This window comes from Mesorhizobium sp. B3-2-1 (genome assembly GCF_006439515.1).
In the GTDB taxonomy this organism is placed as follows: domain Bacteria; phylum Pseudomonadota; class Alphaproteobacteria; order Rhizobiales; family Rhizobiaceae; genus Mesorhizobium.
The window spans coordinates 20138-46673 of sequence record NZ_VFTI01000010.1; the positions used below are offsets into that span (position 1 = coordinate 20138).

Sequence of the window (26536 nt, forward strand, 5' to 3'; positions counted from 1 at the left end):
GATCAGCCCCCAGATACGAAACCCAACCAACAGGAGACCATGAATGACCTTGGCTAAGAAACTCGTGCTGCTGCTGATGGCCGCCGGAATGCTGCTTGCCGTCTTCCTCGAAAGCGTGCCGGCGCGGAGCGAGGAGATGAAGCACGACATGGGCGCCATGGCCATGGGAGCGGAAAGCCCTTCGACGGCGGGCTACAAGGCGGCGATGGACAAGATGCATACCGACATGATGGCCTCGCAATATACCGGCAACGCCGATGTCGATTTTGTCCGCGGCATGATTCCGCATCATCAGGGCGCGATCGCCATGGCCAAGGTCGAACTGGCCAACGGCAAGGGTCCCGAAATCCGCAAGCTCGCCGAAGGCGTCATCGCCGCGCAGGAAGCCGAAATCAAGCAGATGCAGGACTGGCTCGCCGCCTATCCGGTGAAGTAAGCTTCGCGGCAGCACTAAGCAGGTCCGGCGAGAACTTCTTCCGGGTTCACGTCGAGGCTCGATGCGATCGGGTACCCACGGAGCCATGCCATGGAATCGAGCGTCAGAACCACCACGCTGCCCTGCGGCGAGGCCATACCCGTCCTCGGCCAGGGCACGTGGAAGATGGGCGAGGATTCGCGCCGCCGCGCCGATGAGGTCAGGGCGCTGAAGCTCGGCCTCGACCTCGGCGTCACGCTGATCGACACCGCCGAAATGTATGCCGATGGCGGTGCCGAGGTCGTGGTAGCGGAAGCCATCGCCGGGCGTCGTGACGAAACCTTCCTGGTCTCGAAGGTCCTGCCCTCCAACGCCTCGCGCGCCGGCGTGCGCCGCGCCTGCGAAAACAGCCTGAAGCGCCTGCGCACCGACCGCATCGACCTCTATCTCCTGCATTGGCCGGGCAGCGTGCCGTTGACCGAGACGGTCGAGGCGTTCGAAGCGCTGAAGCAAGCCGGCAAGATCCGGGCATTGGGGCGTCAGCAATTTCGACACCGACGAGATGCAGGAATTGGTGCTCCTGTCCGACGGCGACAAGGTACAGACCAACCAGGTGCTCTACAATCTCGTCCGCCGCGGCCCGGAATTCGATCTCTCGCCCTGGATGAGGAAACGCGGCATCCCGCTGATGGCCTATTCGCCGGTGGAGCAGGGCGCGCTGGCACATAATGCCAGGCTTGCCGAGGTCGCCGCCCGCCATGGTGCGAGCGCGGCGCAAATCGCCTTGGCCTGGGTGATGCGGCAGGACGACGTCATCGCCATTCCCAAGGCCGGCAGCCAGGAGCACGTCCGCCAGAATGTCGCCGCGCTCGATATCAGGCTTACACATCAGGACATCGCCGATCTCGATCGTGCGTCCCCGCAACCGACGCGCAAGCGCGGACTGGAGATGATTTAGCTAGGAAGCAATCCCTGCAGAGCCGACCACTGCCATCATCGATGCGGCCAAATGCTAGAAGCCGGAGCGGAGATATCATCGTTGTCGATGATGATATCGGCAACCTGCTGAGGCCGTGCCTCGGTCAGGTAGAGCTGTTCAGACAGGCGATAGCGTTCCAACATCTCGCCATCGCGTGCCGTTGCACGAAGCTCCGATATTTGAGGATCTACATCCAACCACACCCCAACATCCCAAAGATCGCGCAATTCGGGACGCAATGCGAATACGCCGTCAATGACGAGAATGGCTTGGTCCGGCACCGGTATAAGTTCAGCTGAATGGTCTATCTGCGTTATCGGATCAATCGAGCACAGCATGGTCTGTCCTGCTCGGAAGCCGCCGACCAAATCTGAGCGAATGCGTTCAATATCGAACGCGTTGCGATAGTAGCCTTCACCGCTCGCTCGATCGTAAAGGTAACGATCTCGCCAGGGTTTCTTGAAGTCATCCAGGCTCGCCCGAAACACACCTGTCACGGTCGCGCTCAGAGTGTGGGCGAGCTCATCGGCAAATGTTGTCTTGCCGGAGGCGGTACGACCGTCAATGGCTACAACAACCGGACCCTCAACATATGAAGTAACGACATCTGCCAAGCGAGTCGTCAAACCGGCCCGCACCTCGGAGACATGTGCCTGTCGAGGTGCAATCCACGTTGACGATCCTCGTATCCATTTGGTTGTCATCAGCGGTCATTGGTGCCGGCAACAGTTGCGTGCATCGAACCTAGATGGGAAGAACCGTCATGGAAACCCGCATCAAGATTGCCGCACCACTCGAAGATGTGGATAGCGAACGCCTGCACCTCCGGGGGAGATTGGCGGTATCGCCGCCGCCTCTCCTATTTCCCCGCCAGCCCCTTCAGCCGGTAAAGCGCCTCCAGCGCTTCCTTCGGCGTCATCTCGTCGGGGTTGATGTCGCCCAGTGCTGCGCCCAGCGCGTCGCTCTTCACCGGCCTTGGCGCTTCCCGCTTCAGCGCCACCGAAAACAGCGGCAGGTCGTCGACCAGCCGGTTGGTCTTGCCGGAGACCTCGCCTTCCTCCAACTGATGCAACACCGCCTTGGCCCGGTCGACCACCGCTTCCGGCAGGCCGGCGAGCCGCGCCACCTGCACGCCGTAGGACCGGTCGGCCGCGCCCTTGCCGACCTCGTGCAGGAAGACGACGTCGCCTTCCCATTCCTTGACCCGCATGGTGACGTTGGAGAGCCGCGCCAGCTTGCCGGCGAGCGACGTCATTTCGTGGAAATGGGTGGCGAAGATCGCCCGGCAGCGGTTCTTCTCATGCAGATATTCCACCGCCGCCCAGGCGATAGACAGGCCGTCGAACGTCGCGGTGCCGCGGCCGATCTCGTCGAGGATCACCAGCGCCCGTTCGCCGGCCTGGTTGAGGATCGCCGCCGTCTCGACCATCTCGACCATGAAGGTCGAGCGGCCGCGCGCCAGATCGTCCGAGGCGCCGACGCGCGAGCATAGCCGGTCGACGACGCCGATATGGGCAGACGCCGCCGGCACGAAGGAGCCGGTCTGGGCCAGGATCGCGATCAGCGCGTTTTGCCGCAGGAACGTCGACTTACCACCCATGTTTGGGCCGGTCAGCAGCCAGATCGCGCCGTTCTTGGCATTCCCCTTGGGCGAGAGGTCGCAATCATTGGCGACGAACGGGCCTTCGCCCGAACGGCGCAGCGCCTGTTCGACCACTGGATGCCGGCCACCCGAAATCTCGAAGGCCAGGCTGGAATCCACGACCGGCCGGCACCAGGCTTCGCTTTCCGACAAAAGCGCGAGTGCTGCCGACACGTCGAGCACGGCGAGCGCATCGGCGCCGGCGCGGATAGCCTCGGCCTCGCCGACGGCTTCCGCCGTCAGCGCATCGAAGGCGGCCAGTTCGATGCTCAGCGCACGGTCGGCGGCATTGGCGATCTTGGTCTCGAGTTCGGCGAGTTCCGTCGTGGTGAAGCGCATGGCATTGGCCATGGTCTGGCGGTGGATGAACCGCGCCTTGGCGCCATCGCTGCCGGTCATGACGGCATGATGGTTGGCCGTCACCTCGATGTAGTAACCGAGCACGTTGTTGTGCCGGATCTTCAGCGAACGGATGCCGGTCTCCTCGATCAGCGAGCGCTCCAGCGCGGCGATCACTTTGCGCGACTCGTCGCGCAGCGCCCGCATCTCGTCGAGTTCGGCATGGTAACCGCCGCGAACGAAACCGCCGTCACGTTTGAGCAGCGGCAGTTCCTCGCCGAGCGCCTGGGTGAGATGCTGGGCAAGTGCCCTGGGCAGCGTCTGGATGGCGGCCATTGCGCCGGCCAGTTCCTGGGGCAAGGCGACCGCGGCAAAGGTTTCGGCAATGGCGCCGGCCGCCTCGAAGCCGGCGCGCAGCGCGCCGAGGTCGCGTGGGCCGCCGCGGTTGAGCGCCAGCCTGGACAGCGCACGCGGCATGTCGGCGACGCTCTTCAGGCTCATCCGTACTGCCTGGCAAAGCCGCACTTCGGAACGGAAGAACGACACTGAGTCCAAGCGCGCGGCGATGGCCGCCGGATCGGTCAGCGGCGCCATCAACCGGTCGGCGAGCAGCCTTGCGCCGCCGCCGGTTACCGTGCGGTCGATCGCCTTGAACAGCGAACCCTCGCGGCTGCCGGACAGCGTGCGCAACAGTTCGAGATTGCCGCGCGTCGCCGGATCGATGAACAGGGTCGAGCCCTGCTCCTCGCGTTCGGGCCGCGACAGCGGCGGCCGCTCGGCCTTCTGCGTCTTCTCGACATAGGCGATGGCGCCCGAGATGGCCGACAGTTCGGCGCGCGAAAACGTGCCGAAACTGTCCGGTGTCGCCACCCCGAAGAAGCGCGCGATCCGCCCCGTGGCCGATGCCGAATCGAACAGGCTCGGCGGCTGTGGGCTGGCGACGCGGCCGAGCACATCGAAAACCGGCCTCAGTTCGGGATCATGGAACACCGGCTCGGCGACGATCAGCTCGCGCGGATCGACGCGGAAGATGTCGGCGAGCAGCCGGTCGGCGGTTGTCTCGGCAACGCGGAAGGCGCCGGTCGAGATGTCGATCCAGGCAATTGCAAAGCTTCCTTGGTTCCCTGTCGCGCTGCCGCGCTCCCCGCTTCTTGGCTCCGCCCCGCCCTTCACCCTGCCCAACGCCATCAGGAAGCTCGATTCCGACGGCGCCAGCAATTTGTCCTCGGTGATGGTGCCCGGCGTCACCAGCCGCACCACGTCGCGGCGCACCACCGATTTGGAGCCGCGCTTCTTGGCTTCGGCTGGGTCCTCGATCTGCTCGCAGACGGCGACGCGGAATCCCTGGCCGATCAGCTTCTGCAGATAGTCGTCGGCCGCATGCACCGGCACGCCGCACATCGGAATGTCGTGGCCCTGATGCTTGCCGCGCTTGGTGAGCACGATGCCGAGCGCCCGGCTCGCCTTCTCGGCATCGTCGAAGAACAGCTCGTAGAAATCGCCCATGCGGTAGAACAGCAGCGAATCCGGGTTCGCCGCCTTGATCTCGATGAACTGCTCCATCATCGGCGTGACGGCGGCCGTGCCGGGCTGTGGCGGCGTCATCGCCTCGGGGGCGTCGGGCTCGTTCGGGCTGTGCATGTTCATGGCGCGGCACGCTAGCAGATGTGATGGCGGGGTTTAATGCCGGGCCATCGAAAAGCAGGGGAAGACCGCGAGCCATCGTCCGTGGGACGGCTATTCAGGTGCATTGCCCGATGCCGTGATCGCGCATGCGCATGAAATCACGGCATCCAGGGTAGCGCGGAACGGCTCCTGACCGGCTGCGTCCGCTTTGAAGCAGCTTTGCAGAGCTTCGTGGTTTACACGCGGCGGCCCGTGGTCTTAATTCGCAAGCACACAGGCACCCGCCTCAAGGAGGTGTCGCACCGGCGAGGAAATCAAAAGCATCATGGCCAGGAAAACCGAGAACAACGGTCCATCCGTCAGCGCGCAGGAAGCGCTCGAATTCCATGCCATGGGCCGGCCCGGCAAGCTGGAGATCGTCGCCACCAAACCGATGATGACGCAGCGGGATCTGAGCCTCGCTTATTCGCCTGGTGTCGCCGTGCCGGTGCGCGCCATCGCCGAGGATCCATCCAGAGCCTTCGACTACACGACGCGCGGCAACATGGTCGCCGTCATCTCGAACGGCACCGCCATTCTTGGCCTCGGCAATCTCGGCGCGCTGGCCTCGAAGCCGGTGATGGAAGGCAAGGCGGTGCTGTTCAAGCGCTTCGCCGATGTCGATTCCATCGACCTCGAGGTCGACACCGAGGATGCCGACGAGTTCATCAACTGCGTGCGCTTCCTCGGTCCCTCCTTCGGCGGCATCAACCTGGAAGACATCAAGGCGCCGGAATGCTTCATAATCGAGCAGCGTCTGCGCGAACTGATGGACATCCCGGTCTTCCATGACGATCAGCACGGCACCGCCATCATCTCGGCCGCCGGCCTGATCAATGCGCTGGAGGTAACCGGCCGCGACATGAAGACCACGAAGCTGGTCTGCAATGGCGCGGGTGCGGCCGGCATCGCTTGCATCGAGCTGATGAAGGCGATGGGTTTTTCGCCCGAAAACATCACCTTATGCGATACCAAGGGCGTGGTCTTCCAGGGCCGCACCGAGGGCATGAACCAGTGGAAATCGGCGCATGCGGTCAAGACAGAGGCGCGTTCCCTGGCCCAGGCGCTCAACGGCGCCGATGTCTTCCTCGGCCTTTCCGCCAAGGGGGCGCTGACCACCGCCATGGTGCAGTCGATGGCCAAGAACCCGATCATCTTCGCCATGGCCAATCCCGATCCCGAGATCACGCCCGAGGAAGTGGCCGAGATCCGCACCGACGCCATCATGGCCACCGGGCGTTCGGATTACGCCAATCAGGTCAACAACGTGCTCGGCTTCCCCTATATCTTCCGCGGCGCGCTGGATGTCAGGGCGACCACCATCAATGACGACATGAAGATCGCCGCCGCGCGTGCACTGGCCGACCTGGCGCGCCAGGACGTGCCCGACGACGTCGCCGCCGCCTATCAGGGCAACCGGCCGAAATTCGGGCCCAACTACATCATCCCGGTGCCGTTCGACCCGCGCCTGATCTCGGCCATTCCGATTGCCGTGGCCAAGGCGGCAATGGATTCGGGCGTCGCCCGCAAGCCGATCCTCGATCTCGACCGCTACGCGCAGGAGCTTTCCGCCCGCCGCGACCCGATCGCCTCGACCCTACAGCGCATCTACGACCGCGTGCGCCGCCAGCCCAAGCGCATCGTCTTCGCCGAGGGCGAGGAGGAGCAGGTGATGCGCGCCGCCGTCTCCTATGTGAACCAGCGGCTCGGCACCGCCATCCTGCTCGGCCGCGACGACGTCATCAAGGAGAACGCCAGGCACGCCGGCATCGACTTGAACAAGCAAGGCATCGAGATCATCAATGCGCGCCTGTCGCGTCGCAATTCGATCTACACCGACTACCTCTACGAACGCATGCAGCGCAAAGGCTTCCTGTTCCGCGACTGCCAGCGCCTGATCAACAACGACCGCAATCATTTCGCCGCCTGCATGGTGGCGCTGGGCGACGCCGACGGCATCGTCACCGGCGTCACCCGCAACTATTCCACCGCGCTCGACGACATCAGGCGCGTCATCGACGCCAAGCCCGGCCATCGCGTCATCGGCGCCTCGATCGTGCTCGCGCGCGGCCGGACGGTCATCGTCGCCGACACCGCCGTCCACGACATGCCCAACGCCGAGCAGATCGCCGACATCGCCGAGGAAGCGGCCGGCTTCGCCCGCCGCATGGGCTATGAGCCGAGGCTCGCCATGCTCGCTTATTCCACCTTCGGTCACCCGCAGGGCGAGCGTTCCGAACGCATCCAGGAAGCCGTGCGCATCCTCGACAAGCGCCGCGTCGATTTCGAATATGACGGCGAAATGGCCGCCGACGTCGCGCTCAACCCCCGCGCCATGGCGCAATACCCGTTCATCCGTTTGACCGGCCCGGCCAACGTCCTGATCATGCCGGCTTTCCACTCAGCCTCGATCTCGACCAAGATGCTGCAGGAACTGGGCGGCTCGACCGTCATCGGTCCGCTGCTGGTCGGCCTGAACAAGCCGGTACAAATCGTATCGCTGAACGCCAAGGACTCGGACATCGTGAACATGGCGGCGATCGCGGCGTATACGGCGGGGACTTGAGGCAGACGGACTGACGAAAGCTGGCGATCAGGCTGGGACCCTCACCCTGGCGCGAACACCCGCGCCGCCTCGACCACCTCTTCCGCCCGGTCCTGCCGCAGCAGATCGATTGGAATGCGGCCGTCGAGCTGTGCCGCTGGGCGGGTCAGCCATAGCCAGGTCAGTCTCGGGTTGCCGATCAGCTCCAGCACGTCGCTTATGCCCGCCACCGGCCTGCCGTCGACGAACTGCGCCAGCGGGAAGACGTGCTTGCGGCCGCCCTTGCGCAGCGCGATGACGTCGCCGCGTCTCTGCCAGCGGTGCAAGGTGGAGCGGGCGATGCGCAGGTTTTCTTCCAGATAGGTCGAGCCGGCGACGCGGCCGGCCCAGTCCTCGATCAGCATCGATTCGAGGTCGTCGGACGGGGGAAACGCGGGTGGTGTTTCGGCCTCAGCCGACAGCGTTGTCGTCCCGGTTGTGCCGGCTTCGCTGCGGCGCGCGGCTTCGGCCGCGAGCGCACGCACGAATTTCGAGGCAAGGCCGGGAAGGTCGGCATGGATGGCGTCGATGGCGCGCTGGTGCTTGGGCGACAGCAAAGTGACGGCGGACGCTATGCTGCCGGCGATCTTGCCGACCGAGACCTTTGTCGGACCGTTGATGGCCTCGTCATAGTGGGCAAGCGCACGCTCGACCTTTTCCGCGACCATGTCGGCGAAATCGTCCTGCGTGATGCCGGTCGTCTTGGTCTGAAATCTGGTCATGCATCTGTCTTCTTGGTCGCGCGCTCTCCTCCCTCAGCCGCGGCCGGTTGTTGAACGGTTACGGCGGAAAGCGGAAAGCGCGACGGCAACAGATGCAGCGACCCGACAGGTTGCTGTCCTGCATTGCTCCACACCCGATTAGCTTGCCGAAATGTCAGTCACGGCACGCTCGCATGTAGGAGCGGTATGTGACAACTGCGCGACGGTGGGCGAGACGGCGAAGCTGCCGATCTCCCCCCTCGTGGGGGAGATGCCCGGCAGGGCAGAGGGGGGCGCAAAGGATCGCTACACAGTGATGCTTGTGTTCACACGCGCGGCCGCTCAGCGTCGCCGGGGGCATGCCGTCGGTTGGCAGGGAAAACCTCGAGATGTCGGCGGGACAGCGCCCCCCTCTGGCCTGCCGGCGTTCGTCGTTCGGAAGCCAAGCAATTGGCTTTCCGCCCGCTTCGCGGACCACTCCTCAACCCCCACGAGGGGGAGATCGGCAGCTTCACCCTACAACAACCCCGCCTGCTCGGCCTCTTTGCGCAGGTTCTGGCGTGGCCTTGGGCCGATCTGCTGGATCACCAATCCGGCCGCCAGTGAGCCAAGATCGCCGCAGGTCTGGAGGTCGCAGCCCTGTGTATAACCATGCAGGAAACCGGCGGCGTAGAGATCGCCGGCGCCCGTCGTGTCGACCAGTTCCTTGATGGCGGTCGCCTTTATGACCACGGTCTCGTCGCCGCGCACGATGACCGAGCCCTTTTCGGAACGGGTCACCGCCGCGATCTTGCAATCCTTGCGGATCTGCGCCACCGCCTCGTCGAACGACGAAGTCTGGTAAAGCGACTTGATCTCGTGGCTGTTGGCAAAAACGATGTCGACTGTGCCCGAACGCATCAGGTCGAGGAACTCGTCGCGGTAGCGGTCGACGCAGAACGAATCGGAGAGAGTCATGGACACTTCGCGGCCGGCCGCGTGGGCCAGCCTGGCCGTCTGCCGGATGGCTTCCTTGGCGCGCGGCGGGTCCCACAGATAACCCTCGAAATAGGTGACCTTGGCGCCCGACGCCTTGTCGGCCTCGACATCTTCCGGCCCGAGTTCGATGCAGGCGCCGAGATAGGTGTTCATCGAGCGCTCGCCATCGGGGGTGACGAAGATCATCGAGCGCGCCGTCGGCGGCTCGCCCTCGAGCGGCCTGGTGTCGAAGGCGACGCCCTGCGCGTGGATATCGTGCGCATAGATTTCGCCCAGCGCATCGTTGGAGACCTTGCCGAAGAAGGCGGCGCGTCCGCCAAAGGAGGCGACACCAGCCGCCGTGTTGCCGGCGCTGCCGCCGGAGGCCTCGATCGCCGGACCCATGCGGCTGTAGAGCAATTCGGCGCGGTGGGTGTCTATGAGGTTCATCGCGCCCTTGATGATGCCGTTGGTCTGGAGGAAGTCCTCCTCGCACTGGGCGATGATGTCGACAATCGCATTGCCGATGCAAAGCACGTCATATTCCGGCATCAATGTCTCCGCCAAAACCCGGGCCGGCTTCTTGCCATGCCCGCGCGGGTCTACAGCATGATCCTGAAAACTGGCAACCGATTTTCTGTCGTTGCCGGCGTTGCGGCGAGGCCCATCTTTGTCGAAGAAGCCAGCAACTACGTGCCTGTAAAGCGGTTCTGCCCATGGTTTTCGTTGTACCCCCAGGCGTTACGACAATTCGATCGTGGCCGAAGCATTTCGTCGTGGCGTTGCCTAAAAGGGCTTGTTCGATCTCGACCCGAAGGCGGCAAGCCCATGTCTGCAAAGAGCGATACGACCACCGACCTGGCGCTGCTCGGCGTGCTGGCGGTGCTGTGGGGCGCCTCCTACACCTTCATCAAGATCGGCGTCGAGACCATCCCGCCCATCACCTTCATCGCCGCTCGCACCCTGATCGCCGGCGCCATCCTGTTCGCCATCATCCGCTGGCGCGGGCTTGCCATGCCGGGCGATGCGGCAAGCTGGCGCCGCTTCGCCTTCCAGGCTTGCCTCAACAGCGTCGTCCCGTTCACGTTGATCGCCGCCGCCGAGCGCTCGGTCGACGCCGGCCTTGCCACCATCCTCAACGCCACCTCGCCGATCTTCACCTTCCTGCTGACGGCGCTCATCACCCGCCATGAGCCGGTCACAGTGCGCAAGCTGGTCGGCGTCGGCGCCGGCATCGCCGGCATCTGCCTCATCGTCGGCACGCAGGCGCTTGGCGGCATCGGCCACCAGCTCTGGGCGCAGCTGGCCATCGTCGCGGCAACCGTGTGCTATGCGGGCGCCCCGATTTTCGGCCGTGGCTTCAAGGGCCTCGATCCGATGCTCCCCGCCGCCGGTTCGATGCTGTGCGGCGCGGTCATGCTGGTGCCGCTCAGCCTGGCGGTCGACCAGCCGTGGACGCTGGCGCCTTCGGCGGCTTCCATCCTCGCGCTGCTCGGCCTGTCCGTGTTTTCGACGGCACTGGCTTTCGTCATCTATTTCCGTCTGATCCACACGCTGGGTTCGGTCGGCACCACGTCTCAGGCCTATCTGCGCGTGCCGATCGGTGTCGGCATCGGCGCCGTCTTCCTCGGTGAAAGCCTAGGCCCCACGGCTTGGCTCGGCATGGGTTTTGTCGTCGCAGGCGTGGCTGCCATGACCATACCGGTCCGCAGGCCGGCCTTCGCCCGATATGCAAATTTCGAGAGCGTCCAAAGGCGAGCAACGCTCCGCGCTTGTGCTCGCGGGCCGTGCTGCCTATCTCGGGAGCGTCCTGCCTTGAGCGGTTCAGTGTTTGATGGAATCTCTGACCCGCTCTAATTTCTTTTTTTTTACGCAATCCCGGACGGAAAACCGCTACGCACTTTTCCTGGAATTGCTCTTGCGGCTGTGTCCGCTGACTTGGGGTTGAAGCACGGTGATTTTCGACGCTGCCCGCACCGCGGCCCGGGAGCTGCTCTCTCCTCCATTTCGCGCCGTGTTCATCAAGACGCTCGGCCTGACCCTGCTGGCGCTGGTCGCCCTGTGGTTAGGCCTGACCAGCCTTGTCGAATGGCTGGCCCTGCCGTGGCTCCAGACATTGTTGCCCGGCATGCCATCCTGGGCCGGCTGGCTGGGCGGCATCATCGCGGCAATAGCGCTTGCCTTCGGCATGGCGCTGCTCGTCGCGCCGGTCACGGCAGTGGTCGCCGGTTTGTTCCTCGACGATATCGCTGACGTGGTCGAGCGCACCGACTATCCCGGCGACCCGGCCGGACGCGCCATGCCGGCATTGCGGTCGCTGGCGCTGGCGATAAAATTCTTCGGCGTCGTCATCCTGGGTAATATCGTGGCGCTCATGCTTCTGCTGGTGCCAGGCATCAACATCGCCGCCTTCTTCATCGTCAACGGCTACTTGCTCGGACGCGAATTCTTTGAATTCGCCGCCATGCGCTTTCGCCCCGAGGAAGATGCGAGGGCCCTGCGCAGGCAGTATGCCGGTACGGTGTTTCTCTCCGGGCTGGTGATCGCGGCCTTCCTTGCCGTGCCGCTGCTCAACCTGCTGACGCCGCTCTTCGCCGCCGCCATGATGGTGCATCTGCACAAGGCGGTCTCGGCGCGGGAAATGGCCCGTCCCGCACGCGGTTGAGCCTTCAGCGCAAGAGAAAACCGCGCCCCAGCTCGTCGTCCGGTTCGACAATGAACTCGGCTCGTCCCGAATAATAGGCACGGCCGCCAACGCGGGCGACGATCGCTTCATGCGCGCCGGCCTGTGCCGTTCGCGCCACGGCCCCCGAAAAGCGCGAGCCGGCGATGCTCTCGAAAACGCGCGTCTGCCCGATGGCGATCTCGCCCTTGGCATGCATGGCCGCCAGCCGGGCGGTGACGCCGGAACCAGTCGGCGAACGGTCGACCTCCGCCTCGGCGAAGACGCAGACATTCCTGGTGACCTCCTCGGAAAAGGCGTCCTTTCCATCGGTCAGGATAGTGCCATAGAGGAAGGCGAGATCATCATGATCGGGATGCGATAGCGGAAATTCGGCCTTGAGCCGGTTCGTCAGCGCGGTTGCCGCGTCGACGAAATCGCGCACGCGGTTGCGGCCGAATTCCAGCCCGAATTGATGGCAGTCGGCCAGCGCGTAGAAAGCCCCGCCATAGGCGATATCGAAACCGATCTTGCCATATTCCGTCAGTTCGATCTGCTGGTCGCGGGCGAACAGGAAGGCCGGCATGCTCTCGAACGACACCGAGCCGGCCTTGCCGTCGCTGACCGCGACCGAGGCGACGATCAGACCGCACGGCGCCTCGATGTTCACGGTGGTGAACGGCTCCTGTTTCGCCACCAGCCCTTGATCGATGGCGTAGCGGCCGAGCGCGACGATGGCGTGGCCGCACATGGTGGAATAGCCCTCATTGTGCATGAACAGCACGGCGAGGTCGGCGCCGGGCAGGTCCGGCTCGACCAGCAGGGCGCCATACATGTCGTAGTGGCCGCGCGGTTCGAAGATCAGCAGTTTGCGCAAATGATCGAGATGATCACGCACATAGGCGCGCTTCTCCAGGATGGCGCCCTTGGGAATGCTGGGATAGCCGCCCGTGACGATCCGGAGAGGCTCGCCGCCCGTATGCATGTCGACAACAGTGAGGTTCATGCGTCCGGGCCCGTCCTAGCCCTGGGATTTGCCGTACAGCGCCTGCAATTTGCCGAACGGCATGGCGGCGCGGGTGAAGCCGAACGTGCCGTCCTGCTGGATTTCGCGCGCCGCCGTCTCCAGCATGCCGTAGGCGAAATTGGTCAGCCAGGGGCCAAGCGAAATCCGTTTGATGCCGGCCATGGCAAGGTCGGCGATGGTGAAGCCGGGCCTCGCCATGACGTTGACCGGCTTGCCGACCGCCGAGCAGATCGTGCGCACCATCTCGATGTCGCCGATGCCCGGCGCATAGAGCACGTCGGCGCCGGCCTTTTCGAAAGCCTGCAGCCGCTTGATCGTGTCGTCGAGGTCGGACTTGCCCCACAGGAAATTCTCGGCCCGCGCCGTGAAGACGAAATCGCGCTTCAGCGCCCGCGCCGCCTCCACCGCGGCCGCGACACGCTCGACCGCGTGCGAAAACTCATAGATGGGCTTATCCGGATCGCCGGTGTGGTCCTCGATCGAGCAGCCGGCAAGCCCGGCGGCTTCCGCCGCGAAGATGGTCTCGGCGGCCTGCTCGGCGCTGTCGCCCTTGCCCTTCTCGAGATCGGCCGAAACCGGCAGGTCGGTGGCGGCCGTCACGTCGCGGCAATGATGGATCATCTGGTCGAAGCTCACGGCTCCATCCGGCAAGCCGCGCGAAAAGGCAAAGCCGGCGCTGGTCGTGGCCAATGCCTTGAAGCCGAAGGAGCCAAGCAGCTTCGTCGTGCCTGGGTCCCAGGGATTGGGCATGACGAAGGTCGAGGCATGCAGGTCGCGAAAAATCTTGCCCTTGTCCATGGATGCTCCCCCATAACGAGTGTCGGGGCGGATGCTAGCGCGCTGTTTGCGGCCGGGCAAACGAATGCGGTTGGTTCAGAAGCGTTTCTCGTTGTCTGCTGCCAATTTCTCGAAAGCGTCGGAATCGGCGACATAGCCCGCCGTTCTCTTATCCCAGCGGTAGGTTACGGAAATGTCGTTCGAGACGGCCTTCGGAGCCGGTTCGTCGCAAGGCTCTTCGCCAGGCGCTGTCTTGTCGGTTATCGTCGCCTTGATCGCCGCGTAGGGCGGCCCATCGCTCAAAGCCTGAACGGCCAGGTCTTGGGAGCGCCGATAGGAACAGACATTTTCGTCGAACGTGTTGATGAGGTCGATCAGCTCAAAACGGTCGTCTCGCACCAGGATAAGCGGCGTCGACATGTAGCCTTGGTTCGAGTTGAAATGCGTGCTGGAGATCATCAGCGCATCGTCACTGGCGCCGAGCGAAAGTTTACCGGGGTGGCGAAAGAAGGTGAAACGGTCGGTCGCCACATTGACGGCGTCGAGCAGCCTCGGTTTGCCGGTGAGGTCGTAAAGCGCCAGCACCGCATAGCCCTCCGCGCTGTCGGGCGACTCGCCGAGGTCGAACAGCATGGCCAGCCGGTCCTTGCCGCCGGCTTTGATGCCAAGCACGCCGGCGCTGAAAATGCTCGGTGATTCCGGTGGCGAGCTGTCATTGTCGGGACCGGCAATGTGCCGCATCTCGATCGGCGAGGAGCCGACATAATAGTCACCCTTCGCCGTCAGATCCGGAATGACCATCCTGATGAGATCGGCATAGGTCGTATCGGCGTGGCCGGTAATGGGTTTGCGAAGGTCCGGGCTGGCGGCGTCCTGGGCGCTGGCCGCGCCGCACAGCAATGGCAGCAACAGGCAGGCAAAGACGAGCCGATGCAAAAATCCTGACATGCTTGATATCGTCCCCTCACCGCAAGCATCGCGAAGCTAACATGGCTTGCGGGGCGCCGCAGCTAGCCAAACCGGTTGGCAAAGTCAGTGGATCGGCACCAGCCCGGCGAGTTCGCGCATGTCGTCGAACAGGATGCCGCCGGCCTGGATCAGGCCGTCGCGGTCGGAATAGGGATCGCCATGATAGGAGAACACCCGCATGCCGGCGGCGATGCCGGCCTGCGTGCCGGCGACGCTGTCCTCGATGACGATGCAGTCGGCGGGCTCGAAGCCCATGGTCCTGGCCGCATGCAGGAACAGGTCGGGGAACGGCTTGCCCCGCGACACCATGGTGGCGCTGAACATGGCATGCTCGAACAGAGGCAACAGCCCGGTCTGACCAAGCGTTATGTGCATTTTGGAGATCCTGGCCGAGGTGGCGACGCAATAGGCGAGGCCGGCCGCACGGACCGCCTCGATGAACTCCCGGACGTAAGGGATCGCTTCGACGCCATGGGCGAACAGATCCGGCAGGCCGGCATTCCAGCGCTCGACGAAATCGGCGCCGAGCCTGACGCTGGTCGTCTCTTCGATCTCCTTCTGCACCGACACCATGCTGCGGCCGGAGAAGTTCTTGCGGCAATATTCGAAGGTCGTTGGGTACCCGGCCGCGCTAAGCCATTCGGCCAGGCGTCGATTGGCCAGGTTCTCGGTATCGACCAGGATCCCGTCGCAGTCGAAGATGACGAGCTTTGGCAGCGGCCGTGTTTCAATCATATCGGATCAGTCTACCCGGCAAACGGTTCAATATGCCGAAACGCAGCCATGCATCAGGCGGTGCCGGTCGATCCGAAGCCGCCCGAGCCGCGCGCCGTGCCGCCGGCGAGCGAACGTTCTTCCACCGCCACCTGCGTCACTGCGGCGAAAACGATCTGGGCAATGCGCATGCCGCGCGTGACGGCAAAATCCTCGTCGCCGAGATTGACCAGCAGCACCTTCACCTCGCCGCGATAATCGCTGTCGACCGTGCCCGGTGAATTGAGGACGGTAAGGCCATGTTTGAAGGCAAGGCCCGAGCGTGGCCGCACCTGGCCTTCCATGCCTTCGGGAATTTCCAGGATCAGCCCGGTCGGCACCAAAGCGCGTTTGCCCGGCAGGATCAGAAGCGGCCGGTCTTCGGGCACCGCTGCGCGCAAATCCATGCCGGCGGCGCCGGCACTTTCATAGGCGGGAAGGGGAAGACCCTCACCATGCGGCAACCTGACGAAGCCGACGGTCGGACCGATGACGGAGGGAGTTTGGAGGGCTGCGCGCATAAAATCGATCCTATCGGCGCGATTGCCGATTCGGTCAACTCGACCGCGGAGCTATCAACGGCTTTCTTTCGGGCATCACTATGGCCTAGCGCACTTCCATCGGAACCACCGTCGTCTCCTTGATCTCCTCCATGACGAAGGAGGCGGACACATCGGATAGCGCCACCTTGGCGATCAGCCGCTGGTAGAGCCGGTCATAGGCCTTCACGTCGGCGACGCGGGCGCGCAGCACATAGTCGAGATCGCCAGACATGCGGTAGACGCCGATGATCTCGGGCAAGCCCGCCACCGCGGCGCGGAATTTCTGCAGCCAGTCCGGATCGTGATTGGATGTGCGGATCAGGATGAACACCGAAAGGCCGAGCCCGAGCTTTTCGGCGTCGACCAGCGCCACGCGGCCAGTGATGACGCCATCTTCCTCCATCCGCTTCACGCGACGCCAGCAGGCATTGCGCGACAACGCCACCCGGTCCGACAACTGGTCGACCGACAAGGTGCCGTCGCGTTGCAATTCGGCGAGCAGTTTTCGATCGATTTCGTCGATTGCCAGTGTCATGCGGGATATTTGTCCCATGAAATGGCAAAATACAAGGATATTTTGGGACCAATGAACCGGTGAGGCGTGTCAGGATACTCATATCGGAACGCAAACGCTGAAGGGGAACCAGCATGTCGGTCGCAAGAATTTTTACCTCACATCCGGCCAAGGTCGGTGAAACCTATTTCGGCCACATGGCCTTCGCCGCCTGGTTCTCGTCGCGCCTGCTGATGGCGGCGGGAGCAGCATTTGTTCACGCTTTCTTGCCATTTCTCTTCGAGACTACCGCCAGCCGAATCATCCGCGAGCTCTACGAGCGGACGCACAACAGAGGCACACACGCGATCAACGAGCCGGTGGCTCTTCCGGATCGCGCCTAGGGGACGACAAGCGATGTGCCGGTGGGCCGCCTATCTCGGTGAAGCCGTCTTTCTCGAAGACATCCTCACGGCGCCCTGTCACTCGCTGATCGCCCAGAGCCACTGCGCCCAGGAAGCGAAGTCGCCGACCAATGGCGACGGTTTCGGCCTTGCCTGGTACGGCGACCGGCCCGAGCCCGGTCTCTACCGCGACATCCTGCCGGCGTGGTCCGATCCCAACCTGAAGAGCCTGTGCCGGCAGATCAAATCCGGCCTGTTCCTCGCCCATGTGCGGGCCTCGACCGGCGGCGCCACCAGCCGCATGAATTGCCATCCGTTCATCTCCGGCCGCTGGTCGTTCATGCACAACGGCCAGATCGGCGGCTTCGAGAAGATCCGCCGCGCGCTGGAGAACTCGCTGTCCGACGCCGTCTTCGACCAGCGCGAAGGCACCACCGATTCCGAACTCTTCTTTCTCCTGATGATCGACGAAGGATTGGCTGCTGATCCGCAAGGCGCCGTTTCCCGCGCCACCAGCCGCGTGCTCGACGCCTCGCGCCGCGCTGGCCTCGAGCCGGCGCTGAAACTCACCGCCGCCTTCTCGGACGGACAGGCGCTGTATGCGGTCCGCTATGCCAGCGACGCCCAGGCGCCGACGCTCTACACAGCGATGTTCGGCAAGGGCGGAGGCCGCTGCATCGTCTCCGAGCCCTTCGATCGCGAGGGCGGCGACTGGCAGGCAGTCCCGCCATCGAGCTTCGTCACCATGACAAGGGATGGCATCGACATCCGCCCCTTTGCGCCAACTGCGGCGAAACTGGCGCTGGTTGGATAGGCTTTCGCCGCGTTGAGTAACGTCGCGGGACAGAGGGGGGCGCCGTAGAGTGCCGACCTCAACGCAATCCCAATCAAAGGCCGACTTCCAAGGAATGCTCAACTCCGCTTGAAGCCGCGCCGCTGTCCGCCATCTTGAAGGGCAGGCGGCAAGCAAGCTGGAGCATTCGTCATGGACCCGGTCTTTTCCACAACCACCGATCTCGCCGCCGCCATCGCCAATCGCAAGATCTCTGCCGTCGAGGCGCTCGACGCCCATCTCGCGCGGATCGACAAACACAACCCTGCCGTCAACGCAGTCATCTCACTCGACAGGGAAGGGGCTCGCGAGCGTGCCAAGAAGGCCGACGCGGCACTGGCGCGCGGTGCCGTACTTGGGCCGCTGCACGGCGTTCCCTTCACGCTGAAGGACATGCACGAGACATTCGGCGTGAGGACCACAGTCGGCTTCCCGCCCTTCGCCGACTATGTGGCGAAAGAAGACAGCCCGGTCGTTATCAGGCTGAAGGCGGCCGGCGGTGTGCTAATGGCCAAGACCAATGTCGCCACCATGTTGTCCGACTGGCAGTCGGACAATCCGCTGTTCGGCCGCACCTGCAATCCCTGGAACCTCCAGCGCACCCCGGGCGGATCCAGCGGCGGCGCCGCTGCCGCCGTCTGCACAGGCATGACACCGTTCGACGTCGGCACCGACATGCAGGACTCGATCCGCCTTCCGGCGGCTTTCTGCGGCGTCTATGGGCTTAAGCCGACCGAACATCGCGTTTCGCTGGCCGGCGCCTTTCCGGATCCTGACGGTGCCGCGCGCGGCGTGCGGCTGATGTCCTGTCTCGGCCCACTGGCGCGCAGCGTCGAGGATCTGTCGTTGATCTATCGGATCATCGCCGGCCCGGACAGCCGCGACACCGACCTTGCGCCGGTGCCGGTCGAGGCCATGCCGAAGCTCGACCTCCAGCCTTTGCGCATCGCTTTCGCGCCCGACTTTGCCGGGTTCCCGGTGGCCGGCGACATCAGTGCCGCGGTCGAAAATCTCGCAACGCAACTGCAAGATGCCGGTGCCATCATCGAGGAAGCGAAACTGCCCAAGCTCGACCTGCACGACGATCTTGCCGAGGGCGGCGCGCTGATCGGTATGATGATGGAGGCGGCGCAGGAAACCCCGGAACGGCCGACATCGGTCTCGCGCTGGTTCGAGGCACTGGCCCGCCGCGACAAATCCATTCTCGCCTGGGACCGGTTCTTCGAGGATTGGGACGCGCTGCTCTGCCCGGTCGCCATGACCACGGCATTCCTACATTGTGCGCCGGGCACTGCGATCAAGGTCGACGGCAAGGACCGGAGCTACTGGATGCTGCCGGCCTACGGCGCCGTCTTCAACTACAGCGGCCACCCGGCGCTTTCGATGCCGTGTGGCCAGGACAGCGCCGGTCTGCCGATCGGCCTGCAGCTTGTCGGCAAACGCTGGTCGGAGGCGCGGCTGCTCGCCATCGCTAGGGCGATGGCGCCCTTGACCGGCGGTTTCAGTCGTCCGCCGGGTTATTGAGCGAAGCGCGACAAACCATAAGGTTCGAGCAGCGGGTCGCGCTCGCCGCCAAGAATTTCGCGCGTGGCGAACAGGCCGACGGCCGGCGCCAGCGTGATCCCGGAATGCGTGACCGCGATGTAGACGCCATCCATACCCTCGGCGCGGCCGATGATCGGAAAGCCGTCGATCGGAGTCGGCCGGTAGCCGACCGTGTGGAAATCCAGCTCAAGTCCGTCGCTGTCGCGCAACATGGCTTTCGTGGCCGCGAACAACGCGCGCGCGGTGGCCTCGGCATCCATCCCCGGATCGGCGCCTCCGAAGTCCGAGCCGGCGATGATGCGGCCTTCCGCCGTTTGGCGCATGTGCAGCCGCTCGGCCAGCACCAGTCCGTTGAGCAGCTTCTTGTATGGCCGCGAATGGACGATCAGGCCGGGCGGCGTCTCGATCGGCAGGTTGATGCCGGCAGTCGCCGCAATGTCAGGCGAGCCGACGCCTGCCGCGATCACCACCTCGTCGGCGGCGATCAGCCCATGCGATGTGTCCACGCCGGTTATCCTGCCATTGGTCTGGGCAAGTGCCGTCACCGTGCTGGAGGCGATGCGTGCACCGCGTTGTTCGGCATCCGCCAGCAGCGCCTTGGCGGCTGCGACCGGCTCGGCGACACCCTCTTCGGCTACATGCAAAGCGACATCCGGAAGTTCGGCGAGATTCGGCTCGATGCGCGCCGCGCCGGCACGATCGACGCGCTCGATGCCGTAGCCCCAGGCAGAATGCTCCGCGGCATAGGTTTCCATTTCGGCCGCCGATAGATCCCAGCACAGGCCGCCGCACCAGGCGAGCGGCAGGCTTGGCAGATCCCGCGCTAGCCGAGTCCATTCAGCCATCGCGCGGCTGCGCAGCCGGAAATACGGCTCCGGGTTACCCCAGCTGGCATTGATCCAGGCAAAGGAACTTGGCGTGGCGACACCGCCAATGCCGCTTTCGGAGATGACGGTCACTTGCGCGCCGGCCTTGGTCAGATGCCAGGCGATGGAAGCACCGATGATGCCGGCGCCGATGACGATGATTTGCTTGGTTTCGCTCATGCTTGATCTCCGTCGGATTGGCATCCCTGATGCCATCGCCGCGGCCGGAGCTCAAGTGCGGACAGGACCCGTCAGGCCAAAACCGTCGACAGGCTGGAAAAGCGCTGCTAGAAGCCCGCGCCACAGACAGGATTCCAGAAATTGGCAGAAGACATCGAACAGGCGGTATCGCGCCGCCGCACTTTCGCGATCATCGCCCACCCTGACGCCGGCAAGACGACGCTGACCGAAAAGCTGCTGCTGTTCGGTGGCGCCATTCAGCTTGCCGGCGAGGTCAAGGCAAAGAAGGACCGCATCCAGACGCGGTCCGACTGGATGAAGATCGAGCGCGAGCGCGGCATTTCGGTCGTCACCTCGGTGATGACCTTCGAATATGAGGACAACGTCTTCAACCTACTCGACACGCCGGGCCACGAGGATTTCGCCGACGATACCTATCGCACGCTGTCGGCGGTCGACTCGGCGGTCATGGTCATCGATGCCGCCAAGGGCATCGAGCCGCGCACGCTGAAGCTGTTCGAGGTCTGCCGGCTGCGCGACATCCCGATCATCACCTTCGTCAACAAGATGGACCGTGAAAGTCGCGATCCGTTCGAGATTCTGGACGAGATCGAGCAGAAGCTGGCGCTGGACACCGCGCCCATCACCTGGCCGATCGGCCGTGGCAGGACCTTTTCAGGCACCTATCACCTGGCGCTGAACGCGGTGCGTAAGGGCGATGACGAGAAGGAGCGCACGCCGGTCAACGGTCCCGATTCCAACCGTGTTGCCGGCCTGCTGCCGGAAAACGAGCGCGAGGCCTTCATCGAGGAACTGGAACTCGCGCGCGAAGCTTGCCGCCCGCTCGACATCGACGCTTTTCGCGAGGGCCATCTGACGCCGGTCTATTTCGGTTCGGCGCTGCGCAACTACGGCGTGCGCGACCTGATCGAGGCGCTGGGCGCCTTCGGCCCGCCGCCGCGCGCGCAGGAGGCCGATACCCGCACCATCGAGGCGACCGAGGAGAAAATGACCTCCTTCGTCTTCAAGATCCAGGCCAACATGGATCCCAACCACCGCGACCGCATCGCCTTCGTGCGCGTTTGCTCGGGCAAGCTCGAGCGCGGCATGAAGGCCAAGCTGGTGCGCACCGGCAAGCCTATGTCACTCTCGGCGCCGCAATTCTTCTTCGCCCGCACCCGCGTCACCGCCGACGAGGCGTTTGCCGGCGATGTCGTCGGCATTCCCAACCACGGCACGCTGCGCATCGGCGACACGCTGACCGAAGGCGAGGAAATCCTGTTTCGCGGGGTGCCGAATTTCGCCCCGGAAATTCTACGTCGTGTCCGTCTCGGCGACGCGATGAAGGCGAAAAAACTCAAGGAAGCGCTGCACCAGATGGCCGAGGAAGGCGTCGTGCAGCTGTTCTCGCCCGAGGACGGCTCTCCGGCCATCGTCGGCGTCGTCGGCGCCCTGCAACTCGATGTGCTGAAAGAGCGGCTGAACTTCGAGTACACGCTGCCCGTAGAGTTCGAAATGTCGCGCTTTTCGGTCTGCCGCTGGATCTCGGCCGACGACAAGGCCGAGGTGCTTCGCTTCATCGAGGCGCATCGCGGCGACATCGCCCGCGACCTCGACAACGACCCGGTCTTCCTCGCCCAGCACGCCTTCTCTCTGAACTACGAAGCCGACCGCTGGAAAGCGATCCGTTTCGCCACGATCAAGGATTACCAGGTGAGAGACAAGGCGGCGTGATTATAGTGAGTAGTGAGTAGTGAGTAGTAATATCGCTACTGACTACTCACTACTGACTACTCACTTGCGATCACCCCTTCGCCGCTTCCTCGATCTTGGCGATGTCGATCTTGCCCATCTGCATCATCGCACTCATCACCCGGCCGGCCTTGGCCCGGTCCGGATCCAGAAGCAGGCGCGGCAACTGTTCCGGCACGACCTGCCAGGAAACACCGAACTTGTCCTTCAACCAGCTGCAGGCGCCAGGCTCCCCGCCCTCGGTGAGCTTCTCCCAGAAATAATCGACTTCTTCCTGCGTCTTGCAGTCGATCGACTGCGACATCGCCTCGTTGAACTTGAAGTTGGGGCCGCCATTGAGCGCCTGGAACGGCACGCCGTCGAGCTCGAACGTGGTCAGCAGCACTTTGCCCTCATCGGCGTGACCCTTGGGCCAACGCAGCACGCTCAGCACCTTCGAATTCTTGAAGATGGAGACGTAGTGGTTCATCGCTTCTTCGGCCTGGCCGTCGAACCACAGGCAGGTGGTGATCTTTTGCATGTCGTGCTCCTCGGTTGCTTCTTGCGCCACAATGAAACGGCCGACTCCCGGAATGGTGCCATTTCTTGCCGTCTGCCCAAGGACGGCCGTGAAACGCCCGATCCGACAGTGGCATCGAATTTTCCTGGAGAATCTGGCGCATTGCAAAAATGTGGCCAGACCATACTTGCGCGTCTATAACCCCTGCGATCAAAATTAAGCGCCGCCGCGCCATTCTTCGGCTGCGGTCAGCCATCAAGGAAAAAACATGCCCGCCTACCGTTCCCGCACCACCACCCATGGCCGCAACATGGCCGGCGCCCGCGGCCTGTGGCGCGCCACAGGCATGAAGGACAGTGATTTCGGCAAGCCGATCATCGCGGTGGTCAATTCCTTCACGCAGTTCGTGCCGGGTCACGTCCACCTGAAGGATCTTGGCCAGTTGGTCGCGCGCGAGATCGAGAAGGCCGGCGGCGTTGCCAAGGAATTCAACACCATCGCCGTCGATGACGGCATCGCCATGGGGCATGACGGCATGCTCTATTCGCTGCCGTCGCGCGAGTTGATCGCCGACTCCGTCGAATACATGGTCAATGCGCACTGCGCCGACGCCATGGTCTGCATCTCCAACTGCGACAAGATCACGCCCGGCATGCTGATGGCCTCACTGCGCCTCAACATCCCGACCGTGTTCGTCTCCGGCGGCCCGATGGAAGCCGGCAAAGTGGTGCTGGCCGGCAAGACGCAGGCGCTCGACCTGGTCGATGCCATGGTCGCCGCCGCCGACGACAAGATCTCCGACGAGGACGTCAAGGTCATCGAGCGCTCGGCCTGCCCGACCTGCGGCTCCTGCTCGGGCATGTTCACCGCCAACTCGATGAATTGCCTGACCGAGGCGCTGGGGCTTTCCCTGCCCGGCAACGGCTCGACGCTGGCGACACATGCCGACCGCAAGCGGCTGTTCGTCGAGGCCGGCCACCTCGTCGTCGATCTCGCCCAGCGCTACTACGAACAGAATGACGAGAGCGCATTGCCGCGCAGCATCGCCTCCAAGGGCGCCTTCGAAAACGCCATGACGCTCGACATCGCCATGGGCGGCTCGACCAACACCGTGCTGCACATCCTGGCCGCCGCCCATGAGGGCGAGGTCGACTTCACCATGGAGGACATCGACCGGCTGTCGCGGCGGGTCCCCGTCCTGTGCAAGGTGGCGCCGGCCAAATCCGACGTGCACATGGAGGACGTCCATCGCGCCGGTGGCATCATGGCCATCCTCGGCCAGCTCGACGAGGCCGGACTGATCAATCGCGACCTGCCGACCGTGCACACCGCCAGCCTCGGCGAAGCGCTCGACCATTGGGATATTTCACGCACCTCGAGCCAGAATGTGCGGGACTTTTTCCTCGCTGCTCCCGGCGGCGTGCCGACGCAGGTCGCCTTCAGCCAGGACCGCCGCTGGGACGAGCTCGACACGAACCGCGAGACCGGCGTCATCCGCTCGGCGAAGACGCCATTCTCGAAAGACGGCGGCCTCGCCGTGCTGAAAGGCAATCTGGCGCTCGACGGCTGCATCGTGAAGACGGCAGGGGTCGACGAGTCGATCCTGAAATTCACCGGTCCTGCCCGCGTCTTCGAAAGCCAGGACGCTTCGGTCAAGGCGATCCTTGCCAATGAGATCAAGGCCGGCGACGTCGTCGTCATCCGCTATGAGGGACCGCGCGGCGGCCCCGGCATGCAGGAAATGCTCTATCCGACCAGCTATCTGAAGTCGAAGGGCCTGGGCAAGGCCTGCGCGCTGGTCACGGATGGACGCTTCTCCGGCGGCACGTCGGGCCTGTCCATCGGTCATGCTTCGCCGGAAGCAGCGGAAGGCGGTCTGATCGGGCTGGTGCAGGAGGGCGATACGATCGAGATCGATATCCCGAACCGCACCATTCGTCTTGCCGTCGACGACGCGGAACTCGATGCCCGGCGCGCGGCCATGGAGGCCAAGGGCGCGGACGCCTGGAAGCCGCAGGAAAAGCGCAAGCGCAAGGTGACGACCGCGCTGCGCGCCTACGCCGCCTTCGCCACCAGCGCCGACAAGGGCGCTGTGAGGCACGTGCCGGAGTAAAGTTCGACTCCCCTTCCCACAAGGGGAGAAGGGGAGTCGGCACTACGGCATCAACTGATACTCATAGAGCTTCTGGTAAAGCCCGCCTTGCCTGAGCAGCGTCTTGTGCGGCCCGCTTTCCACCACCTTGCCCGCTTCCAGCACCACGATCGTGTCGGCCTGGTGCACGGTCGACAGGCGGTGCGCGATGACGATCGTGGTACGCCCTTCCGTCAATTGCTGCAGCGCATCGCGGAAGAGCGCCTCTGACTCCGCGTCGAGCGCGCTGGTCGCCTCGTCCAGCAGCAGGATTTCGGCGTTGCGCAGCATGGCGCGCGCGATCGAGATGCGCTGGCGCTGGCCGCCCGACAAAAGGCCGCCATTCTCGCCGACATCGGTTTCATAGCCTTTCGCCTGCGCGACGATGAAATCATGCGCGTTGGCCGCCCTGGCCGCGGCGATCACCTCGTCGTCGGTCGCGTCCTCGCGACCAAGCCGGATGTTGTGCATGATGGTGCCGGCAAACAGGAACGTGTCCTGGCTGACATAGGCGATCTTTTCCCTGAGCGAGGCGAGCGTGGCATGGGAAATGTCCTGGCCGTCGAGCAGCACCCTGCCGCTCTTCGGGTCGTACATACGCATGATCAGGTTCAGGATCGTCGACTTGCCGCCGCCGGAGGGGCCGACCAGCGCCGTCATCTTGCCGGGCGCCAGGGTCAGGTCGAACCCATCCAGCACCGGGGAGCCGTTCTGGTAGGCGAAGCTGACCGCGTCGAACCGTATCTCGCCCGGTCCGGCCTGAAGCGGCCTTGCATCCGGCTTCTCGGCCAATGTCAGCGGCTCGTCGGCCAACTGGAACATCATGCGCACGCCGACAATGCCGCTTTCCAGCGAGATGCGCACGCGCGCGAGGCGCTTTGCCGGTTCATAGGCGAGCAGCAGCGCCGCGATGAAGGCCATGATGTTGCCAGGCATCTGGCCGCCCTTCAGGACCAGTAAGCCGCTGACCATGACCGCGCCGGCGATCGCCAGGCCGGCCAGCGTTTCCATCACCGGATTGGTCACCGCTTCCAGCGCGGCGATGTTGTTGGCCCGGTCCTCGACATCGGACACCGCCCTGTACATACGCTTGCGCATCAGGCCTTCGAGGTTGAAGGATTTGACCACGCGCACACCGATCGCGGTTTCCTGCATCACCTGGACGATCTGGCCGACCGAGCGGAACTCCATGGCGGCGAACTTGCGCACGCGCTTCAGGATGCGGTTGACTCCATAGATGGCCAGCGGACCGACGACGAAGCAGATCAGGGACAGCGCCGGCTGCTGCCAGACCATGACCCCAATCAAGGCAGCCAGCGTCACCAGGTCGCGCACATAGGAAGTGACGATGAGGTCGAGCACGTTGCGCGCCGCCTGGGCATTGTTGGTCATGCGGGTGATCAGGTCGGACGACGAGGTCGAATGGTAGAATTCGATGCCTTGCGCCAGGATGCGATCGTAGATCTTGCGTTGCCGTTCGGCGATGATGGCGTTGCCGACCCGGCTCATGAAGTAGGCCTGGACGAAGTTGGCGATGCCCTTGACGATGAAGATCCCGGCGACCGCCACGGCAATCATGTTGACGCGATCGACCCTTTTGTCGATCACGAATTCATTGGTGATTTCGCGCAGGATCCAGGCGCTGGCGGCCGTCATGCCGGCCACCACCAGCATCGACAAGATCGCGGCGGCGTAGCCGGCCCTGTGCTGCCGGAACGATTCCTGGAGCAGCCTAGCGACGAGGCGCTGGTTTTCCGTCGAGCGGAAGAAGCGAAACACGGCTGATCCTTGATGCCGGGATGACGAAGGCGGCTTATAGAGG

At 64.0% G+C, this 26536-nt stretch carries 21 protein-coding genes and 2 pseudogenes; 10 read left to right on the forward strand and 13 right to left on the reverse strand.

Features of this window, described 5'->3' with window-relative positions:
• Positions 1 to 43: 43 nt before the first annotated feature.
• Both FJW08_RS12455 and FJW08_RS12460 read left to right on the forward strand, forming a co-directional pair.
• Positions 44 to 436, forward strand: coding sequence for a DUF305 domain-containing protein (locus FJW08_RS12455; RefSeq protein ID WP_140810798.1), 393 nt, complete (start codon positions 44 to 46; stop codon positions 434 to 436).
• Positions 437 to 526: 90 nt separating this feature from the next.
• Positions 527 to 1373: pseudogene (locus FJW08_RS12460) on the forward strand (aldo/keto reductase).
• Positions 1374 to 1408: 35 nt separating this feature from the next.
• Here FJW08_RS12460 and FJW08_RS12465 read toward each other — a convergent pair.
• Entirely contained in the window at positions 1409 to 2008 is a 600-nt protein-coding gene (locus FJW08_RS12465) for a hypothetical protein (RefSeq protein WP_210241187.1), read from the reverse strand.
• Between the two features lie 245 nt (positions 2009 to 2253).
• A complete protein-coding gene (gene mutS / locus FJW08_RS12470; protein WP_140810800.1) occupies positions 2254 to 5022 on the reverse strand; it encodes a DNA mismatch repair protein MutS in 2769 nt (922 codons plus the stop codon).
• Between the two features lie 304 nt (positions 5023 to 5326).
• Between mutS and FJW08_RS12475 the strand changes: the two genes are divergently transcribed.
• Complete coding sequence (locus tag FJW08_RS12475) at positions 5327 to 7606, forward strand: NADP-dependent malic enzyme (RefSeq protein ID WP_140810801.1); 2280 nt, start codon at positions 5327 to 5329, stop codon at positions 7604 to 7606.
• A 41-nt stretch (positions 7607 to 7647) separates the two neighbouring features.
• Here FJW08_RS12475 and FJW08_RS12480 read toward each other — a convergent pair whose 3' ends face one another.
• Both FJW08_RS12480 and FJW08_RS12485 read right to left on the reverse strand, forming a co-directional pair.
• Positions 7648 to 8346, reverse strand: coding sequence for an antitoxin Xre/MbcA/ParS toxin-binding domain-containing protein (locus tag FJW08_RS12480; protein WP_140810802.1), 699 nt, complete (start codon positions 8344 to 8346; stop codon positions 7648 to 7650).
• A 495-nt stretch (positions 8347 to 8841) separates the two neighbouring features.
• The gene (locus FJW08_RS12485) at positions 8842 to 9834 is read right to left on the reverse strand and encodes an adenosine kinase (protein ID WP_140810803.1); all 993 of its coding nucleotides are present in this window, start codon (positions 9832 to 9834) and stop codon (positions 8842 to 8844) included.
• A 276-nt stretch (positions 9835 to 10110) separates the two neighbouring features.
• Between FJW08_RS12485 and FJW08_RS12490 the strand changes: the two are divergent.
• Both FJW08_RS12490 and FJW08_RS12495 read left to right on the forward strand, forming a co-directional pair.
• A pseudogene (locus FJW08_RS12490) lies at positions 10111 to 10998 on the forward strand (EamA family transporter); the annotation flags it as partial.
• A 238-nt stretch (positions 10999 to 11236) separates the two neighbouring features.
• Positions 11237 to 11947 carry a sulfate transporter family protein gene (locus tag FJW08_RS12495; protein WP_140810805.1) on the forward strand — a complete coding sequence of 237 codons (711 nt, stop codon included), beginning with the start codon at positions 11237 to 11239 and terminating at the stop codon, positions 11945 to 11947.
• Positions 11948 to 11951: 4 nt separating this feature from the next.
• On the opposite strand, the gene FJW08_RS12500 is transcribed toward FJW08_RS12495, so the two are convergent.
• The 6 genes from FJW08_RS12500 to FJW08_RS12525 form a co-directional block, all read right to left on the reverse strand.
• Positions 11952 to 12950 (reverse strand): proline racemase family protein, encoded by a 999-nt coding sequence (locus tag FJW08_RS12500; RefSeq protein ID WP_140810806.1) that lies wholly within the window; start codon positions 12948 to 12950, stop codon positions 11952 to 11954.
• A gap of 15 nt (positions 12951 to 12965) precedes the next feature.
• Positions 12966 to 13769 (reverse strand): oxaloacetate decarboxylase, encoded by an 804-nt coding sequence (locus tag FJW08_RS12505; RefSeq protein WP_140810807.1) that lies wholly within the window; start codon positions 13767 to 13769, stop codon positions 12966 to 12968.
• A 75-nt stretch (positions 13770 to 13844) separates the two neighbouring features.
• A complete protein-coding gene (locus FJW08_RS12510; protein WP_140810808.1) occupies positions 13845 to 14696 on the reverse strand; it encodes a hypothetical protein in 852 nt (283 codons plus the stop codon).
• Positions 14697 to 14780: 84 nt separating this feature from the next.
• On the reverse strand, positions 14781 to 15452 hold the full coding sequence (locus FJW08_RS12515; RefSeq protein WP_140810810.1) for an HAD family phosphatase: 672 nt from the start codon (positions 15450 to 15452) through the stop codon (positions 14781 to 14783).
• A gap of 53 nt (positions 15453 to 15505) precedes the next feature.
• On the reverse strand, positions 15506 to 15991 hold the full coding sequence (dut, locus tag FJW08_RS12520; protein ID WP_140760788.1) for a dUTP diphosphatase: 486 nt from the start codon (positions 15989 to 15991) through the stop codon (positions 15506 to 15508).
• Positions 15992 to 16076: 85 nt separating this feature from the next.
• Positions 16077 to 16547 (reverse strand): Lrp/AsnC family transcriptional regulator, encoded by a 471-nt coding sequence (locus tag FJW08_RS12525; RefSeq protein ID WP_140810812.1) that lies wholly within the window; start codon positions 16545 to 16547, stop codon positions 16077 to 16079.
• A gap of 113 nt (positions 16548 to 16660) precedes the next feature.
• Between FJW08_RS12525 and FJW08_RS12530 the strand changes: the two genes are divergently transcribed.
• From FJW08_RS12530 to FJW08_RS12540, 3 genes are all read left to right on the forward strand, one after another.
• Positions 16661 to 16909, forward strand: a complete 249-nt coding sequence (locus tag FJW08_RS12530) for a DUF6356 family protein (protein WP_140760793.1) — start codon at positions 16661 to 16663, stop codon at positions 16907 to 16909.
• Positions 16910 to 16922: 13 nt separating this feature from the next.
• Entirely contained in the window at positions 16923 to 17723 is an 801-nt protein-coding gene (locus FJW08_RS12535; RefSeq protein ID WP_140810813.1) for a class II glutamine amidotransferase, read from the forward strand.
• 171 nt (positions 17724 to 17894) lie between these two features.
• Positions 17895 to 19265: an amidase gene (locus tag FJW08_RS12540; protein WP_140810815.1), complete on the forward strand. Its 1371-nt coding sequence runs from the start codon at positions 17895 to 17897 to the stop codon at positions 19263 to 19265.
• On the opposite strand, the gene FJW08_RS12545 is transcribed toward FJW08_RS12540, so the two are convergent.
• A complete protein-coding gene (locus tag FJW08_RS12545; RefSeq protein ID WP_140810816.1) occupies positions 19259 to 20332 on the reverse strand; it encodes an FAD-binding oxidoreductase in 1074 nt (357 codons plus the stop codon). The genes FJW08_RS12540 and FJW08_RS12545 overlap by 7 nt on opposite strands.
• A gap of 141 nt (positions 20333 to 20473) precedes the next feature.
• On the opposite strand from FJW08_RS12545, the gene FJW08_RS12550 reads away from it, so the two are divergent.
• Positions 20474 to 22066, forward strand: coding sequence for a peptide chain release factor 3 (locus tag FJW08_RS12550; protein WP_140760801.1), 1593 nt, complete (start codon positions 20474 to 20476; stop codon positions 22064 to 22066).
• Positions 22067 to 22136: 70 nt separating this feature from the next.
• On the opposite strand, the gene FJW08_RS12555 is transcribed toward FJW08_RS12550, so the two are convergent.
• A complete protein-coding gene (locus tag FJW08_RS12555; protein ID WP_140760803.1) occupies positions 22137 to 22604 on the reverse strand; it encodes a VOC family protein in 468 nt (155 codons plus the stop codon).
• 247 nt (positions 22605 to 22851) lie between these two features.
• Here FJW08_RS12555 and ilvD point away from each other — a divergent pair, with 247 nt between their 5' ends.
• Positions 22852 to 24696: a dihydroxy-acid dehydratase gene (ilvD, locus tag FJW08_RS12560; protein ID WP_140810818.1), complete on the forward strand. Its 1845-nt coding sequence runs from the start codon at positions 22852 to 22854 to the stop codon at positions 24694 to 24696.
• Between the two features lie 42 nt (positions 24697 to 24738).
• On the opposite strand, the gene FJW08_RS12565 is transcribed toward ilvD, so the two are convergent.
• Complete coding sequence (locus FJW08_RS12565) at positions 24739 to 26493, reverse strand: ABC transporter ATP-binding protein (RefSeq protein ID WP_140810819.1); 1755 nt, start codon at positions 26491 to 26493, stop codon at positions 24739 to 24741.
• Positions 26494 to 26536: the final 43 nt, after the last annotated feature.

Bases quoted from the DNA above. Each gene is read 5' to 3' on its own strand.
- FJW08_RS12455 (WP_140810798.1), top strand. From the start codon at position 44: ATGACCTTGGCTAAGAAACTCGTGCTGCTGCTGATGGCCGCCGGAATG.
- mutS (WP_140810800.1), bottom strand. From the start codon at position 5,022: ATGAACATGCACAGCCCGAACGAGCCCGACGCCCCCGAGGCGATGACG.
- FJW08_RS12475 (WP_140810801.1), top strand. From the start codon at position 5,327: ATGGCCAGGAAAACCGAGAACAACGGTCCATCCGTCAGCGCGCAGGAA.
- FJW08_RS12480 (WP_140810802.1), bottom strand. From the start codon at position 8,346: ATGACCAGATTTCAGACCAAGACGACCGGCATCACGCAGGACGATTTC.
- FJW08_RS12485 (WP_140810803.1), bottom strand. From the start codon at position 9,834: ATGCCGGAATATGACGTGCTTTGCATCGGCAATGCGATTGTCGACATC.
- FJW08_RS12500 (WP_140810806.1), bottom strand. From the start codon at position 12,950: ATGAACCTCACTGTTGTCGACATGCATACGGGCGGCGAGCCTCTCCGG.
- FJW08_RS12505 (WP_140810807.1), bottom strand. From the start codon at position 13,769: ATGGACAAGGGCAAGATTTTTCGCGACCTGCATGCCTCGACCTTCGTC.
- FJW08_RS12510 (WP_140810808.1), bottom strand. From the start codon at position 14,696: ATGTCAGGATTTTTGCATCGGCTCGTCTTTGCCTGCCTGTTGCTGCCA.
- FJW08_RS12515 (WP_140810810.1), bottom strand. From the start codon at position 15,452: ATGATTGAAACACGGCCGCTGCCAAAGCTCGTCATCTTCGACTGCGAC.
- dut (WP_140760788.1), bottom strand. From the start codon at position 15,991: ATGCGCGCAGCCCTCCAAACTCCCTCCGTCATCGGTCCGACCGTCGGC.
- FJW08_RS12525 (WP_140810812.1), bottom strand. From the start codon at position 16,547: ATGACACTGGCAATCGACGAAATCGATCGAAAACTGCTCGCCGAATTG.
- FJW08_RS12530 (WP_140760793.1), top strand. From the start codon at position 16,661: ATGTCGGTCGCAAGAATTTTTACCTCACATCCGGCCAAGGTCGGTGAA.
- FJW08_RS12535 (WP_140810813.1), top strand. From the start codon at position 16,923: ATGTGCCGGTGGGCCGCCTATCTCGGTGAAGCCGTCTTTCTCGAAGAC.
- FJW08_RS12540 (WP_140810815.1), top strand. From the start codon at position 17,895: ATGGACCCGGTCTTTTCCACAACCACCGATCTCGCCGCCGCCATCGCC.
- FJW08_RS12545 (WP_140810816.1), bottom strand. From the start codon at position 20,332: ATGAGCGAAACCAAGCAAATCATCGTCATCGGCGCCGGCATCATCGGT.
- FJW08_RS12555 (WP_140760803.1), bottom strand. From the start codon at position 22,604: ATGCAAAAGATCACCACCTGCCTGTGGTTCGACGGCCAGGCCGAAGAA.
- ilvD (WP_140810818.1), top strand. From the start codon at position 22,852: ATGCCCGCCTACCGTTCCCGCACCACCACCCATGGCCGCAACATGGCC.